Source organism: Saccharothrix isguenensis (genome assembly GCF_052936305.1).
Genome location: NZ_CP193626.1, coordinates 1,489,761 through 1,503,896, shown reverse-complemented (window position 1 = coordinate 1,503,896; position 14,136 = coordinate 1,489,761). Strand labels below are relative to the sequence as shown.

Genomic DNA, 14,136 nt, shown 5'->3' with positions numbered 1-14,136 from the left:
CACACCACCCGGACCTCGGCGGCAACATCAGACGCCGTCGGACCCCGCCTAGGCCGGGTCGAAGACCCCGGACAACATTTTCATGATCACCTGATCGGCGGTGCGGAGCACCACCGGGCGCTCGTCCGGCTCGACCCTTTCGGCCAGCTTGAACATCGCGTCGGCGGTCTGGGCCGCCATCCGGAATGTCAACGAGATCGGCGCGGCGCCGCGCACCGCGAAGCGACCGACGAACAGGTCGCGCAACCGCTCGGCCATCAACTCGTACTGGTCGACCGACGCGTCGAGCCGGTGGCCGTCGAGCATGTCGCTGAACCTGACCCGCCCGAAACCGGGTATCTCGACGAGCATCCGCAGGTAGATGGCGACGACCTGCTGCACCGCTTCCCGCCAGTCCGTGGCGAGCCGACCCTCCGTGAACAGCGATTCGACCCGGGACAGGTAGTCCTCCATGCCGCGCAACGCCAACGCGTGCACGACAGAACGCTTGTCCGGGAAGTATTGGTAGAACGATCCAATTGGCACGCCTGCCAGCTCGACGATCCGGGCTGTGGTGATGTCGTCGTAGTCGTAGTCGTTGAGCAGCGTCGCGCAGGCATCGACAATCGCGGTCACCGTGGCGGCGCCGCGCTGCTGAACGGGCTGACGACGCATCACCTTGGCTAAGCGGTTTTCGGCGGGATTTTCTGGCACGGGCTCATCTTGATGGATACGGACCGGTAAGCCCAAACAGACGATTCCGGAATGTGATGTGAGGTTCCCTCGACTTCCGTGGCCAATTGTTAGGCGACAAAACCATCCGCCGCCATCCGGCGATGCCGAAATCGACCCGGTTCACCTCGACCCGCGCTGCGCGGGCACCGGTTTCAGCACTTCACCGGGTGTGCCGACCGGGTGGACCCGTTCGGCGGAGGGGACGCGGACGATCGGCGCTCCGGCCCGGGGGCGGGGTGGCCGAGTCACGTAGGGGGCGACCAGTCGGGCGAGCGCCAGGCCCGGCGCGAGCAGGGGAACAACCGCCGACAACGCCGCCGCAGTGGCACCGGCCTGTGCCACGTCCCGTGGAATCACGGCAATCCGGTCCACCACGAACGCCCGCCGGCCCGTGATCGACACCAGTCCCATCACCGCGAGGTGCACCACGAAGGTGAGCAGCGCCCACCGGACCGCGACGTAGCCGACGTCCTGGGCCGCCGCCATCACGGCGAGCCAGCCGAACAACGCCGACGCCTGCCGCCGCGCGCTCGTCATCGCCCACAGGAGGCCGCCCGCCACGGCGAGGAACCCGGTGCGGCCGGCGAACCAGGCGCCCGTCGCGTCCAGCCACCCGGTGGGCAATCCCGCCCACCGCACCGGCAGCACTTCCAGCGGGCTCGGCCCGCCGAACACCTGGCTCCCCACCCACACCAGCGACCAGGCGGACACGACCACCGCGAACGCCAGCTCCCACCGGGGCCGGTCGACCACGACGCGGCACAGCCGGGCCAGCTCCCGGCGCTTCTCCCTCACCCTGCCCAGGGTGCCGGGTGATCGGCCGACGTCGACCGGTTTCACCCGCGTGCCCGGAGACAGCCGCTCATCGGGTGATCCGGTGCTCACCGGGCGTGCAGGTGGGGCGGGTCGACTGCGCCGATCACGCAGCGCTGCCGAGCGTGCGCAAGGTGCTACCAACCGCGGGTCGATCCGTCGGGGCCGGCGGACAGCGCTCGGCTACGGCTTTCGCGCACCAGGGCGAAGACGTGTAGTAGATTAGACGTTCTGCGCATGACGGGCGCAGGACTGTCAGCCCGCAGAAAACTGTCAGCCGCAATGCGACACAGGCTGATAAACCACGCTATCCAGAAATGAGGCACGTTGTCAAGCCCCTCCGATGACCTCCGGCTCGCGGAAACCGAGTCGGAGCAGGAATACGTGTCGATGCTGTACGGCAGGCTGGACGACCTGCGCGAGCAGAGCTCGAAGCGCCTGGCCGGGGCGTTGCGGCAAACCGGTGGAACACACCAGATGCGGTCCGAGCGGGACACGTCGGTCGCGATGTACTCGGACCAGCTGGCGCAGTACAGCGCGGTGGAGAACGGGTTGTGCTTCGGCCGGCTCGACTTCCACACCGACGACCGGTTCTACATCGGCCGGATCGGCTTGTTCGACGAGGACAAGGACTACGAACCGCTGCTGATGGACTGGCGCGCGCCCGCCGCCCGCCCGTTCTACCTGGCCACCGCCGCCGCGCCGGACGGCGTGCGCCGGCGCAGGCACCTGCGGACCAAGCAGCGCAAGGTCGTCGGCTTCGACGACGAGCTGCTGGACATCAGCTCGGTGGACCTCGACCGCCCTTCCGAGGGCCTGACCGGCGAGGCCACATTGCTGGCCGCGGTGAACGCGAGCCGCACCGGCCAGATGGGCGACATCGTCGCGACCATCCAGGCCGAGCAGGACAAGATCATCCGCACCGAGCTGAACGGCGTGGTCGTCGTGCAGGGCGGTCCGGGCACGGGCAAGACGGCCGTGGCGCTGCACCGCGCCGCGTACCTCCTCTACACGCACCGGCGGCAGCTGGCGAAGCGCGGCGTGCTGGTGGTCGGGCCGAACGCGACGTTCCTGCGGTACATCGGGCAGGTGCTGCCCTCGCTGGGTGAGACGGGCGTGCTGCTGTCGACCGTGGGCGAGCTGTTCCCCGGCATGACGGCGGTCGGCCGCGAGCCCGCCGAGGTGGCCGCGCTGAAGGGCCGGATCAGCATGGCGGACGTGGTGGCGCACGCGATCCGGGACCGGCAGGAGGCGCCGGGGCTGGTCGAGGTCCCGTTCGAGCAGGACGTGCTGCGGCTGGACCGGCGGGCCATCACCGACGCGCGCGGCCGGGCGCGGCGCACCAGGCGTCCGCACAACGAGGCGCGGCGGACGTTCCAGCGCGAGATCATCTCCACGCTGGCGTCGCAGGCCGTGTCCCGGCTCGGTCGGCACCTGCTGGACCAGGCGGACATCGACGACATCCGGCGCGAGCTGCGGGAGGACCCGGGTGTCCAGGCCGCGATCGCGAAGCTGTGGCCCAACCTCACCCCTCAGCAGCTCCTCGAAGACCTCTACGCGTCGCCGAAGCTGATCGCCAAGGCCACTCCGAAGCTCTCCCCCGACGAACGCGCGCTGCTGGCCCGTCCACGAGGCTCCGAGTGGACGCCCGCCGACGTGCCGCTGCTGGACGAGGCGGCGGAGCTGCTCGGCGAGGACGACACCGAGGCCAAGGCGAGGGCCGAGCGGCAGCGGCGGCAGGCGATCGACTACGCGCAGGGCGTGCTGGACATCCTCGACCTGGAGGACGACGCCGACCCGGACATCCTGATGGCGACCGACCTGGTCGACGCCTACAAGCTGGCCGAGCGGCACGGCGCGGAGCGCTACGAGACGGCGGCCGAGCGGGCGGCGGCGGACCGGACGTGGACGTTCGGGCACATCATCGTGGACGAGGCGCAGGAGCTGTCCCCGATGGCGTGGCGGACGTTGATGCGGCGGTGCCCGTCCAAGTCGATGACCGTGGTCGGCGACATCGCGCAGACCGGCGACATCGCGGGCGCGTCGTCCTGGGCCGAGGTGCTGTCCCCGTACGTGATGAACCGCTGGAAGCTCACGGAGTTGACGGTGAACTACCGGACGCCGTCGGAGATCATGGCGGTGGCGGCGGACGTGCTGGCCTCGGTCGACCCGGACCTGGTGCCGCCGACGTCGGTGCGGGACAGCGGGTTCGAGCCGTGGAGCCTGCGGGTGCCGTCGCTGGCCGAGGCGCTGCCTTCTGTGGTCGACAAGGAGGTCTCCGCGGTCGGGGACGGCAAGCTGGCGGTGATCGTGCCGTCGGCGTCGGTGGCGTCGCTGCGCGCCGCCGTGCCGGGCGCGTCGAACGACCTCGACGCGCAGGTCGTGGTGCTGGGCGTGACGGACGCGAAGGGCCTGGAGTTCGACTCGGTGCTCGTGGTCGACCCGGCGGGCATCCTCGCCGAGTCACCGCGCGGTGCGAGCGACCTGTACGTGGCGCTGACCCGTGCCACGCAACGGCTCGGCGTCGTCCACACCGGCGAGTTGCCGGCGGTCCTGGGGAGGCTGGCGTCGGACGGGTGAGGGCGTCCTGCCGTCAGTGGGTGAGGGCGTAGCCGAGGTAGGCGGCGGCTACGCCGGCGGCGAGGGAGGTGGCGACGTTCGCAAACGCTTGCCGGTACGCGCCGTCCTCGGCCAGGCGGACGGTCTCGAAGCTGAACGTGCTGTAGGTCGTCAGGGCGCCGCACAGGCCGGTGCCCAGGAACGCGACCAGGTGCGGTGACGCGCCGGTCACGCAGCCGAGCGCGAACGAGCCGACGACGTTCACCGTCACCGTGCCGAACGGGAACCGGGTCGGGTGCCAGGACTGGACGACGCGGTCGGCCAGGTAGCGCAGCGGAGCGCCGATGGCCGCGCCCACGAACACGAGCAGCGCCGTCACGGGAGCGCCTTCCTGGTCAGCGCCATGGCGGCGAAGGTGGCGCCCAGCGCCAGGAACAAGGTCCCGAACAGGTAGACGAAGGCCGTCGCGCCCAGGTGCACGGCGTCCAGCGCGTACGCCGAGAACGTGGTGAACCCGCCCAGCACGCCGACCCCCAGGAACGGCCGGGCCAGCGGGTGCAGCCGGGGCGCCAGCACCATCAGCACGCCGATCAGCGCGCTCCCCAGCACGTTGACCAGGAGCAGACCCCACGGGCCGGGAACGGCGGCGGACAGCCCGTACCGGGCCAGACCACCGAGACCGCCGCCCAGCGCGATGACGGCCGGCACCGCCGGGCCGAGCTCACGGCGTTGCGCCGGGACGTCGAGCGAGACGCCCGGGTCGACCGGCTGGTCGTGCGCCTGATCCGGGTGCCCGTGATCCGGCTCGTGCTGGGGGTCCGCCGGATCAGTGGGCACGCAGGTGGTCCACCAGGTGGTCCAAGGCGGCCAGCGCGCGGACCACGTCGGCGCGTTCCGCCGGGTCGAGCTTGTCCAGCGCCGAACCGATGCGCGTCTCGTGCGCGGCCTGCCAGACGGCCAGCTGCTCATGTCCCTGCGGGGTCACCGAGAGCCGGGCCACGCGGCGGTCGCTCGGGTCGCCGCCCCGTTCCACCAGACCGCTCTCGATCAGCTGACCGACGAGGCCGCTGACCGTGTTGGGCGCGAGCCGCAGTTCCGCCGCGAGGTCGCCCACGCGCATCGGCGGACGCTCGGCGAGCGTCTGGAGCAGCTCCACCTGCGCCATCGGGAGGGCGTCCCACGGCCATTCCGAACGGATGCTCGTGCGCAACGCCCGGCGGAGCCTCGTGACCACGTCGGTGAGCGAGCGTGCCTCGTCTGACATGCGCGAATGGTACTGGGTGGTAATACATCGGAGGCCGAGACAGTCCGCCGCGACGAGGTGGTGGTGGCACCGGCTCGGTGCGGGCGTGGGCGCGGCGATGCCGCAGGCCGGCCACCATCCTCGGTGCCCTCCACGGGTGACGCCGGATCGGGTGGTGACGCGGTGACCCTCGCCCGCGCGCTCGGCACCGCGTTCGGGGTGGCACTGCCGCTGTTCGTCCCTGCGCAGTGGGGACCGAGGGTGGGCATCCGGGACACCGACCGTGATCGCATTCCTCACCGTGTGTACGCCGATCAGGGGCAAGCGGCTCGACCCCCTGCCCCTTCGGCGATCCACATCAGTAACCTCGCCCCACGGGGGCCGAACCCTCGGGCATTGCACACAACGGGTGAGGATGCGGTGGCGGAACAGCTGAGCTGGGTCCCGAACGACGTCGACACCGGGCTGCCCAGCGCCGCACGGATCTACGACTACCTGCTGGGCGGCGGCCACAACTTCGCCGCCGACCGCGCGCTGGCGGAGAAGTTCCTCCTCGCCCAGCCCAACGCCCGCACCATCGCCCGGCTCAACCGCGCGTTCCTGCGCCGGGCCGTGCTGCACCTGGTCGACGCGGGCGTGCGGCAGTTCCTGGACCTGGGTTCCGGCATCCCGACCGTCGGCAACGTGCACGAGATCGCGCAGAAGGCCGCGCCCGGGTCCCGCGTCGTGTACGTGGACTACGAGGACGTCGCGGTCGCGCACAGCCGGATGCTCCTGGAGGACGACGACCGGTCGACCGTCCTCCAGCAGGACATGACCGACCCGGACGCGGTGCTCGCCGGCGTCCGCGAGACGGGTCTGATCGACTTCAGCGAGCCGGTCGGCGTGCTCACCGTCGGGGTCTTCCACTTCGTGCCGCCGGAACGCGATCCGGCGGGCGTGGTCGCCGCGTACCGGGACGCCGTCGTGCCGGGCAGCTACCTGGCGCTGTCCCAGTTCACCGCGGACCTTCAGCCGGAGGAGATGGCCGGGGTCGTCGCGGTGATGCGGAACAGCGCGAACCCGATGTTCCCGCGCGGCCACGCCGAGATCACCGCATTCTTCGACGGCTTCGACCTGGTCGAGCCCGGGGTCGTCCCGCTGCCGCTGTGGCGCCCCGAGGAGGGCGCCGTCGACGAGGACGTGGACCGGGCCGGGATCTTCGCCGGGGTCGGCCGGAAGAAGTGAACCGGAAGTGAGCCGCCGGAAGTGAGCCTCGGGGATGAGCGCGCAGGAGTGAGCGCCGGAAGTGAGCGCCGAGAAGTGAGCCGCGGGACGTGAGCGGGAAGGCGCCACCGGTCAGGACCCGGCGGCAGGAAATCGCGCGCACCTGGATGCGGGCGGTCTACCCGACCGCGTACGTGCCTATGTCGCCGACCGAGATCGAGCTGTTCCTGCTCGACCTCGTGGACGTCATCGCCGACGCGATCCAGGCCGAGCCGTTCGCCATCGACCCGGTCGAGGTGGTCGGCGACCGGCTGGTCGAGGCGCACTTCACCGGGCCGGAGACGCTGCGCCGCACGGTGGACGTCCTCGGGCACACCCTGCTGTTCATCCCCGAGCTGCAGGACGTGCCGAGGTTGGCGGAGAAGGTCGTCGCCATCCTGGGCAGCGTCAGCACCAGCTTCGCCACGGCGATGCGGCTGGACGCGTTCGACCAGCAGGAAGAGATCAAGCGGGCGCTGCTGGAGGCGAAGCTCCGGACCGAACGGGGGCTGAAGGCGAGCGAGGCCCGGTTCAGCGAGGTGTTCGACTCGTCCGCGTTCGGCATCGCGATCACGAACCTGCGCGGCGAGTGCGTGCGGGCGAACGAGGCACTGGCCGAGATGACCGGCCTGGACCGGGGCGCCCTGGCCGGTCTGCGGCTGATCGAGCTGTTCCACCCGGCCGACGTGGACGCCATGGTGGCCACCTACCGGGCGGTGGGCGAGGGCCGGGTGGAGCGGGTGCGCGAGCAGCGGCGGCTGCTGCGCGAGGACGGCGAGCCGGTGTGGGCGCACCTGGCGGTGTCGTTGCTGCGTGACGAGGACGGCGCGCCCGCGTACCACGTGACCATGGTCGAGGACGTCAGCGAACTGCACCTGTTGCAGAAGAACCTGGACTTCCAGCTGCTGCACGACTCGCTCACCGGCCTGTCCAACCGGCAGCGCTTCATCACCCGGCTGGAGTCGGTGCACAGCGCGTCGCGCCACGGGATCACGCTCTACTGCCTCGACCTGGACGCCTTCTCGGTGGTGAACAACGGTCTCGGCCACGCGGTCGGCGACCGGCTGCTGACCGAGGTGGGCCGCCGGCTCGACGCCCTGGTGGCGGACGAACAGGCGTTGGTCGCACGGGTGGGCGGCGACGAGTTCGCCATCCTGATCGACAACTCGCCGGCCACGCCGACCGTGCCCGAGATGGTGGAGCGGATCGCCGCGGCGGTGGAGCAGCCGATGGACGACGGCGTGGCGCTGTCGGTCAGCATCGGCGTGGTGGACCGGCCGCCCGCCGGTTCGGACGCGGCGGACGTGCTGCGCGCGGCCGGCGCGACCCTCCAGCGGGCCAAGGCGAAGGGCAAGCGGCAGTGGCTGCCGTACGACCGGCACGCCGACCAGGCGTTCCGGGAGCGCCAGTCGCGGGCCGCGCGGATGCCGGGCGCGGTGGCCGACGGCGAGGTGGAGGTCGAGTACCAGCCGGTGCTGGACCTGACCGGGCGGCAGGTGCTCGGGCACGTGGCCCGGCTGCGTTGGGACGAACTGGGGCACGACGACTGCCTGGACCTGGCCGAGGCGACGGGGGTGTCCCTGGCGCTCGGCCAGTGGGCGCTGCGTGAGGCAGCGGGCGACGTGGCCTCGTCGGGCTCCCCCGGCCTGCTGTACTTCGAGCTGTCGCCGATGCAGTCGCGCGACGAGGACCTGGTCCGCACGGTGAAGCGGACGCTGGACGACACCGGGCTGCCCGCGTCGCGGCTGCGGATATTCCTGGACACCAGGTCGATGCTCGAAGGCGCGGGAGAGGACAACGCGCAGGTGTTGCGGGACAACGGGATCGCCGTCGGGCTGACCCGGTTCAACGGCGGGCAGGCGGAGCTGTCGCTGCTCGGCGAGCTGCCGGTGGACTCGCTGGTGCTGGACGCGTCGGTGGTGCGCCGGCTCGCCGAGCAGCCCGAGGCGTTGCTGCACGAGGCGATGTCGCGGATGGTGCGCCTGATCCGGTCGTCCGGGGTGTCCGTGGTGGTGCCGGACGTCTCCACGGCGGACCACGAGGCGTGGTGGGCCCGGGTCGAGGTGGACGCCGCGTTCGGCGCTCACCTTGGCCCCGCCGTGCCCGGCTACGACCTCCCACCCCCGTGAGTCCTCCGTCCACGCACGGAGGACTCGGGTGACGGGAACGGAGGACTCGCGGGGTCAGACCTGTTTTACTGCGGCTAGGAGCTTGGTCAGCGACTCCTTGGCGTCGCCGAACAGCATGGTGGTCTTCGGGTTGTAGAGCAGGCTGTTGTCCACGCCCGCGAAGCCCGGCCGCATCGAGCGCTTCATGAACACCACGGCCTTCGCCCGGTCCACGTCGAAGATCGGCATGCCGTAGATCGGGCTGCTCGGCTCGTCCCGCGCGCCCGGGTTGACCACGTCGTTCGCGCCGACCACGAGCACCACGTCGACGCTGCCGATGCCGGGGTTGACGTCGGCCAGCTCCTTCAGCTGCTCGTACGGCACGTCCGCCTCGGCGAGCAGGACGTTCATGTGGCCCGGCATCCGGCCGGCCACCGGGTGGATGCCGTAGTGCACCGTGACGCCGCGCTGCTCCAGCACGGCCGCCAGTTCCCGCGCGGCGTGCTGGCCCTGCGCCACGGCCAGGCCGTAGCCGGGCACCACCAGCACCGAGTGGGCGTAGCCGAGCAGGATCGCGACGTCCTCCACCGTGCCGGAGCGGACGGTCCGCTGCTCGTCGGTCCGAGCTGCCGCCGTGGTGGGTTTGAACGCGCCGAACAGGATGTTGGTCAGCGGCCGGCCCATGGCCTGCGCCATCAGCCGGGTCAGGATGGTGCCGGACGCGCCGACGAGCGTGCCGGCGACGATCAGCAGGGTGTTGGCCAGCACGTAGCCGGACGCGGCGACGGCCAGGCCGGTGAACGCGTTGAGCAGCGAGATCGCGATCGGCACGTCCGCGCCGCCCACCGGCAGCACGAACAGCACACCCAGCGCGAGACCGGCCAACGCCAGGAGCACCAGCAGCAGGGCGCTCCCGCTGAGGACGACGGACAGCGCCAGCAGCGCGCTCGCCGCGGCCACGCCGATGCCCACCAGCTGACCCGCGGGCAGCAGCACCGGCCGGGTGGTCATGATCTCCTGGAGCTTGAGGAACGTGACCACGCTGCCGGAGAAGCTGACCGAGCCGATCAGCACCGTGAGCGCGGTGGCGACCTGGAACAGCACCGAGCCGTGCGGGACCGCCAGGAACTCGGTCAACGCCACCAGGGCCGCCGCCGCGCCGCCAACGCCGTTGAACAGCGCCACCATCTGCGGGATGGCGGTCATCTTCACCGACCGCGCCGCCGGGATGCCCACCGCCACACCGGCGGCCACGGCGACCAGGATCAGCAGCCCGTTGTGGACCGCGCCGTGGACGTACGCCGTGACCACGGCCAGCGCCATGCCCGCCGCGCCGAGCAGGTTGCCCGCGCGGGCGTACCTCGGCGTGCTCAGGCCCTTGAGCGCCAGCACGAAGCACAGGGCGGCCACCAGGTACGCGAGTTGGACCCAGGTCGGGCTCATGTCCCCGTCTCCTTGTGCCCGTTGCCCTGGACCTCGACCGCCTTGACCGGCTTGTGGCCCTTGAACATCTCCAGCATCCGGTCGGTCACCACGAAGCCGCCCACCACGTTGATCGTGGCCAGGAAGACCGCCGCGACACCGAGCGCGACCTCCAGCGCGTGCTCGGCTCGGCCGGTGATGAGGATCGCGCCGACCAGGATCACGCCGTGGATCGCGTTCGCGCCCGACATCAGGGGCGTGTGCAGGATGGTGGACACCTTCGACACGACCTCGAAGCCCACGAACACCGCGAGCACGAAGATCGTCAACAGGTCGATCACGGCAGCTCCCTCCTCAGCTCGCCCGCGTGCGTGAGGCAGCAGCCGGCCAGCACCTCGTCGGTGAGGTCGGGGGTCACCTGGCCGTCCTTGGTCATCATCATGAGCAGGTTGGCCACGTTGCGCGCGTACAGCCTGCTGGCGTGCACCGGCATGGTGCTGGGCATGTTCCTGGCGCCGTAGACCAGCACCTCGCCGATCCAGGTCTCCTCGCCTGGCCTGCTCCCGGTGACGTTGCCGCCGGACTCGGCGGCCAGGTCGACCACCACCGAACCGGGCCCCATCGCCTTGAGCATGTCCGTGGTGACGAGCACCGGCGCCTTGCGGCCGGGGATGGCGGCGGTGGAGATGACCACGTCGGAGGCGGCGACCCGATCCGCGATCAGCTCCCGCTGCCGCTCCAGGAACGTCTCCGACTGGGCTTCGGCGTAGACGCCCCGCTGCGTTTCGAGGTCCAGTTCGAGGAACCTCGCGCCCAGGCTCTTGACCTCTTCCCTGGCCGCCGCACGGATGTCGTACGCCTCGACCACCGCGCCGAGGCGCTTGGCGGTGGCGATGGCCTGGAGCCCCGCCACGCCCGCGCCGAGGACGAGCACCTTGGCCGGCGGGATGGTGCCGGCCGCGGTGGTGAACATGGGGAGGAACTTCGGCAGCCGGTTGGCCGCCTCGATCACCGCGCGGTAGCCCGCCACCAGCGCCTGGGAGGACAGGGCGTCGGCGGACTGCGCCCTGGTGACCCGCGGCAGCAGGTCGAGGCTGAACGCGGTGACCTTGTTGGCGTTCAGCACCTCGATCAGCTCCGGCTCGGCGTTCGGCTGGAGGAAGCTGATCGTGATGTCGCCCTCGCGGAGGGCGGCGGCTTGGTCCGGGGTCGGCGGTTGGACGGAGACGAGCACATCGGATCGACCGGCCGGGTGGTCGGTGATGATGTTCGCGCCGGCTGCGCGGTAGGCGTCATCCGAGGCGTGGGCGTGTGCGCCCGCCCCGGCTTGGACGTCCACCGCGAGTCCGGCACCGATCAGCGTGGCCACCGTTTCCGGTAGACCTGCGACGCGGCGCTCGGCGGGCCGAGCCTCGACGGGTATGCCCACTCTCACGGAGAGTCACCCTAGTCCGCCGAAGGTGATCTATGCCACACGCAGGCGATAAAAGTACCCGTACGTACGTCTTGGTGAGACCTCGTCGCCTCCACGAATGGATCAGTGGATGACCGGGCAGACACCTTCGGTGTCGCCCGCGAAGAAGTTCGGCACCAGCTCGCGCTTGTCGTAGTACCGGTGGAAGACGCTGGTGATGCCGCTCGACATCGGCGGCACGATCCACGTCCAGTCCGCCGGGCACGAACGGCCCGCTTCCTCCTCCTTCCGGAGGTGGGTGAGGAACCGGTCCGACTCGGTGTGGTGGTCGGTGATCGTCACGCCCGCCGCCGCGAACGAGTGCAGCACCGCGCGGTTCAGCTCGACCAGCACGCGGTCCTTCCACAGCGTCTGCACCGACGACGTGTCCAGCCCCATCCGCCTGCCCAGGTAGGGCAGCAGGTCGTACCGGTCGGCGTCGGCGAAGTTCCGGGCGCCGATCTCGGTGCCCATGTACCAGCCGTTGAACGGCGCGGCCGGGTAGTCGATCCCCCCGATCCGCAGCCGCATGTTGCTGATCGCGGGCACGGCGTGCCAGCGCAGGCCCAGGTCGGCGAGCCACGGCAGCTCTGGGTGGGCGATCCGGACTTCCAGCACGGCGTCCGGCGGCAGTTCGACCAGGGACGGTTCGGCGTCGTCCCGTTCCACGATCAGCGGGAGCACGTCGAACGGCCCTCGTCGCGCGGGCGGGCGCCACCCCATCCGGACGGCCTTGTCGGTCAGCTCGACGTTGCGCCGGTCGCCCAGCACGCCGCCGTCCGAGCCGAGGTAGCCCGCGTAGCGGATCAACTGCTCGTTGCAGATCCTCGGCGCCGGCCGGCCGGGCTCGTCCGGCGCGAACACGGTGATCACCGGGCGGACCTTGCCGCCGTTGGCGGCGAGCTTGAGGTGTTCCACGCACTCGTCCGCGATCTCTTTCGGATCACGCAGGTCTCGCAGGTCTCGGACCTTGAGGCTGCGCCAGTACAGGCGACCGATGCAGCGCGCGCTGTTGCGCCACGCGACCCGGGCGCCGAACGTGAGCTCTTCGGCCGTGTGGCGGTACGTGCCGGTCGCGGCGACCTCGGCGTGCACCTCCGCGAGACGGTGTTCGACGGGGCCGAGTTCGGGGTTCTCGGCGTGGTGGAGACGGAGGAAGTCATCGGCCTCGGCGAGGTCGACAGTGGTCTCGCGCAGGGGGATGGCTTCAGCCGGACACAAGGGGACGGGTGCCATGGCGGGACACCGTAGTTGCCCATTCGGGGTTGTTGCACCGCCGCGTCGGGCACACAAGGAGCGGTACGCCGCATCTTTGATGGCACACCGTGAGTGCTTGATCCAGCAAAAGGGTGACGCACCCTGGGAAAACGAGTGATATTGGATCGTTACCCGCCCGAATCACTGCGGTGATAAGTGATTTACCTCACAGTTCATTATTCACCTATCGAGTGACAACCGTGGCGGGACCCACCCGTGGAACTTCGTCATCCCTCTAATTGCGGTCCGCGCGGGAACCGCTCGCATCGCCGCGTCACGCAGTGCGACGGCCACCGGGTGGCGCACCTTGTGCCCCACCCGCCCGAGCACCCTCGACGCCCTGGCGATCGCCCGGGTGCGCGGACGGCGTTGCCGGTCGTACTCGGCGAGGGCGCTCGGCACATCGCCGTGCGCGCACGCGGCGGCCAGCACCACGGCGTCCTCGATCGCCATGCACGCGCCCTGCCCGAGGTACGGCGTCATGGCGTGCGCGGCGTCGCCGAGCAGCGCCACCCGACCCCGGACGAACGTCGGCAGCGGCGTCGCCAGCTCGTGGACGTCGTGCCGGAGCACGGTCTCCGGCGGGGTCGCGTCCAGCAGCGCCGGGATCGGGTGGTGCCAGTCGGCGACGAGCCGGCGCGCCTCGCCCCACTCGTCCTCCGAACGGCCACCGGCGGGCGCGACCGTGGCCGCGTACCAGCACACCCGGCCGTCACCCAGCGGCAGCACGCCGAACTCCGTCCCCGGCCCGAGCGTCTGGCTGATTTCGAGGTCCGGCGGGAACTCCGCCGTCGTCACGCTCCGCCACGCCGTGGCGCCCGCGTACACCGGCTGGGGGAGGTCGGGGAACAACGCCTGCCTGATCCGGCTGCGGATGCCGTCCGCCGCCACGACCAGGTCCGCGTCCAGGTCGTCCACCGACCGCACGTCGGTGTCGGTGACCAGGCACTCCGCCGGCAACGCCGACCGCAGCACCCGGTGCAGGTCCGCGCGGTGCACCGCCACCACGTGGTCCAGCTGCGTCGCGTCGACGCGCGCCAGCGACCGCCCTCTCGGGTCACGGATGCCACCGGCCACGCGCGGCGTGCCGATCCGCCGCACGTCGTCGGCCAACCCCAGCGCCGCCAACGCCCGCATCGCGTTCGGCATCACGCCCACACCCGCGCCGACCTCGCCGAACTCGGGCGCGCGCTCCAGCACCGACACCTCCCACCCGACCTCGCGCAACGCCACCGCCGCTGTGACCCCACCGAGGCCACCACCCACCACGACCGCCTTCATGCGCACTCCTTCTACAGCTGTAGATGGACGTACTCTACAGC

13 protein-coding genes are annotated in these 14,136 nt (G+C 71.0%); 3 read left to right on the top strand and 10 right to left on the bottom strand.

Going from position 1 to position 14,136, the window contains the following annotated elements; genetic code table 11:
• Positions 1 to 48 precede the first annotated feature (48 nt).
• Both ACRAKI_RS07345 and ACRAKI_RS07340 read right to left on the bottom strand, forming a co-directional pair.
• Positions 49 to 729 (bottom strand): TetR/AcrR family transcriptional regulator, encoded by a 681-nt coding sequence (locus ACRAKI_RS07345; protein ID WP_447006289.1) that lies wholly within the window; start codon positions 727 to 729, stop codon positions 49 to 51.
• A 105-nt stretch (positions 730 to 834) separates the two neighbouring features.
• Entirely contained in the window at positions 835 to 1,509 is a 675-nt protein-coding gene (locus ACRAKI_RS07340) for a hypothetical protein (RefSeq protein WP_447006288.1), read from the bottom strand.
• A 345-nt stretch (positions 1,510 to 1,854) separates the two neighbouring features.
• On the opposite strand from ACRAKI_RS07340, the gene ACRAKI_RS07335 reads away from it, so the two are divergent.
• Positions 1,855 to 4,107, top strand: coding sequence for a HelD family protein (locus ACRAKI_RS07335; protein WP_447006287.1), 2,253 nt, complete (start codon positions 1,855 to 1,857; stop codon positions 4,105 to 4,107).
• Between the two features lie 13 nt (positions 4,108 to 4,120).
• On the opposite strand, the gene crcB is transcribed toward ACRAKI_RS07335, so the two are convergent.
• Genes crcB through ACRAKI_RS07320 form a run of 3 tightly spaced genes read right to left on the bottom strand, consistent with a single transcriptional unit; the run spans position 4,121 to position 5,350 of the window.
• Positions 4,121 to 4,465: a fluoride efflux transporter CrcB gene (crcB, locus tag ACRAKI_RS07330; RefSeq protein WP_447006286.1), complete on the bottom strand. Its 345-nt coding sequence runs from the start codon at positions 4,463 to 4,465 to the stop codon at positions 4,121 to 4,123.
• The gene (locus ACRAKI_RS07325; protein WP_447006285.1) at positions 4,462 to 4,923 is read right to left on the bottom strand and encodes a fluoride efflux transporter FluC; all 462 of its coding nucleotides are present in this window, start codon (positions 4,921 to 4,923) and stop codon (positions 4,462 to 4,464) included. The genes crcB and ACRAKI_RS07325 overlap by 4 nt, the downstream gene beginning before the upstream one ends.
• Positions 4,913 to 5,350 (bottom strand): MarR family winged helix-turn-helix transcriptional regulator, encoded by a 438-nt coding sequence (locus ACRAKI_RS07320; RefSeq protein WP_447006284.1) that lies wholly within the window; start codon positions 5,348 to 5,350, stop codon positions 4,913 to 4,915. The genes ACRAKI_RS07325 and ACRAKI_RS07320 overlap by 11 nt, the downstream gene beginning before the upstream one ends.
• A gap of 399 nt (positions 5,351 to 5,749) precedes the next feature.
• Here ACRAKI_RS07320 and ACRAKI_RS07315 point away from each other — a divergent pair, with 399 nt between their 5' ends.
• Both ACRAKI_RS07315 and ACRAKI_RS07310 read left to right on the top strand, forming a co-directional pair.
• Positions 5,750 to 6,556 (top strand): SAM-dependent methyltransferase, encoded by an 807-nt coding sequence (locus tag ACRAKI_RS07315; protein ID WP_447006283.1) that lies wholly within the window; start codon positions 5,750 to 5,752, stop codon positions 6,554 to 6,556.
• A gap of 89 nt (positions 6,557 to 6,645) precedes the next feature.
• Positions 6,646 to 8,703: a diguanylate cyclase domain-containing protein gene (locus ACRAKI_RS07310; protein ID WP_447006282.1), complete on the top strand. Its 2,058-nt coding sequence runs from the start codon at positions 6,646 to 6,648 to the stop codon at positions 8,701 to 8,703.
• A gap of 54 nt (positions 8,704 to 8,757) precedes the next feature.
• On the opposite strand, the gene ACRAKI_RS07305 is transcribed toward ACRAKI_RS07310, so the two are convergent.
• The 5 genes from ACRAKI_RS07305 to ACRAKI_RS07285 all read right to left on the bottom strand — a co-directional run bounded on the left by ACRAKI_RS07305 (position 8,758) and on the right by ACRAKI_RS07285 (position 14,095).
• Positions 8,758 to 10,125 carry an NAD(P)(+) transhydrogenase (Re/Si-specific) subunit beta gene (locus tag ACRAKI_RS07305; protein ID WP_447006281.1) on the bottom strand — a complete coding sequence of 456 codons (1,368 nt, stop codon included), beginning with the start codon at positions 10,123 to 10,125 and terminating at the stop codon, positions 8,758 to 8,760.
• A complete protein-coding gene (locus tag ACRAKI_RS07300) occupies positions 10,122 to 10,445 on the bottom strand; it encodes an NAD(P) transhydrogenase subunit alpha (protein WP_447006280.1) in 324 nt (107 codons plus the stop codon). Before ACRAKI_RS07300 ends, ACRAKI_RS07305 begins: the two co-directional genes overlap by 4 nt.
• Positions 10,442 to 11,533: an NAD(P) transhydrogenase subunit alpha gene (locus tag ACRAKI_RS07295; protein ID WP_447008355.1), complete on the bottom strand. Its 1,092-nt coding sequence runs from the start codon at positions 11,531 to 11,533 to the stop codon at positions 10,442 to 10,444. The genes ACRAKI_RS07300 and ACRAKI_RS07295 overlap by 4 nt, the downstream gene beginning before the upstream one ends.
• 108 nt (positions 11,534 to 11,641) lie before the next feature.
• Positions 11,642 to 12,793 carry a nitric oxide synthase oxygenase gene (locus ACRAKI_RS07290; RefSeq protein WP_447006279.1) on the bottom strand — a complete coding sequence of 384 codons (1,152 nt, stop codon included), beginning with the start codon at positions 12,791 to 12,793 and terminating at the stop codon, positions 11,642 to 11,644.
• Positions 12,794 to 12,994: 201 nt separating this feature from the next.
• A complete protein-coding gene (locus tag ACRAKI_RS07285; protein ID WP_447006278.1) occupies positions 12,995 to 14,095 on the bottom strand; it encodes an FAD-dependent monooxygenase in 1,101 nt (366 codons plus the stop codon).
• Positions 14,096 to 14,136: the final 41 nt, after the last annotated feature.

Bases quoted from the DNA above. Each gene is read 5' to 3' on its own strand.
- ACRAKI_RS07290 (WP_447006279.1), bottom strand. From the start codon at position 12,793: ATGGCACCCGTCCCCTTGTGTCCGGCTGAAGCCATCCCCCTGCGCGAG.
- ACRAKI_RS07285 (WP_447006278.1), bottom strand. From the start codon at position 14,095: ATGAAGGCGGTCGTGGTGGGTGGTGGCCTCGGTGGGGTCACAGCGGCG.
- ACRAKI_RS07320 (WP_447006284.1), bottom strand. From the start codon at position 5,350: ATGTCAGACGAGGCACGCTCGCTCACCGACGTGGTCACGAGGCTCCGC.
- ACRAKI_RS07305 (WP_447006281.1), bottom strand. From the start codon at position 10,125: ATGAGCCCGACCTGGGTCCAACTCGCGTACCTGGTGGCCGCCCTGTGC.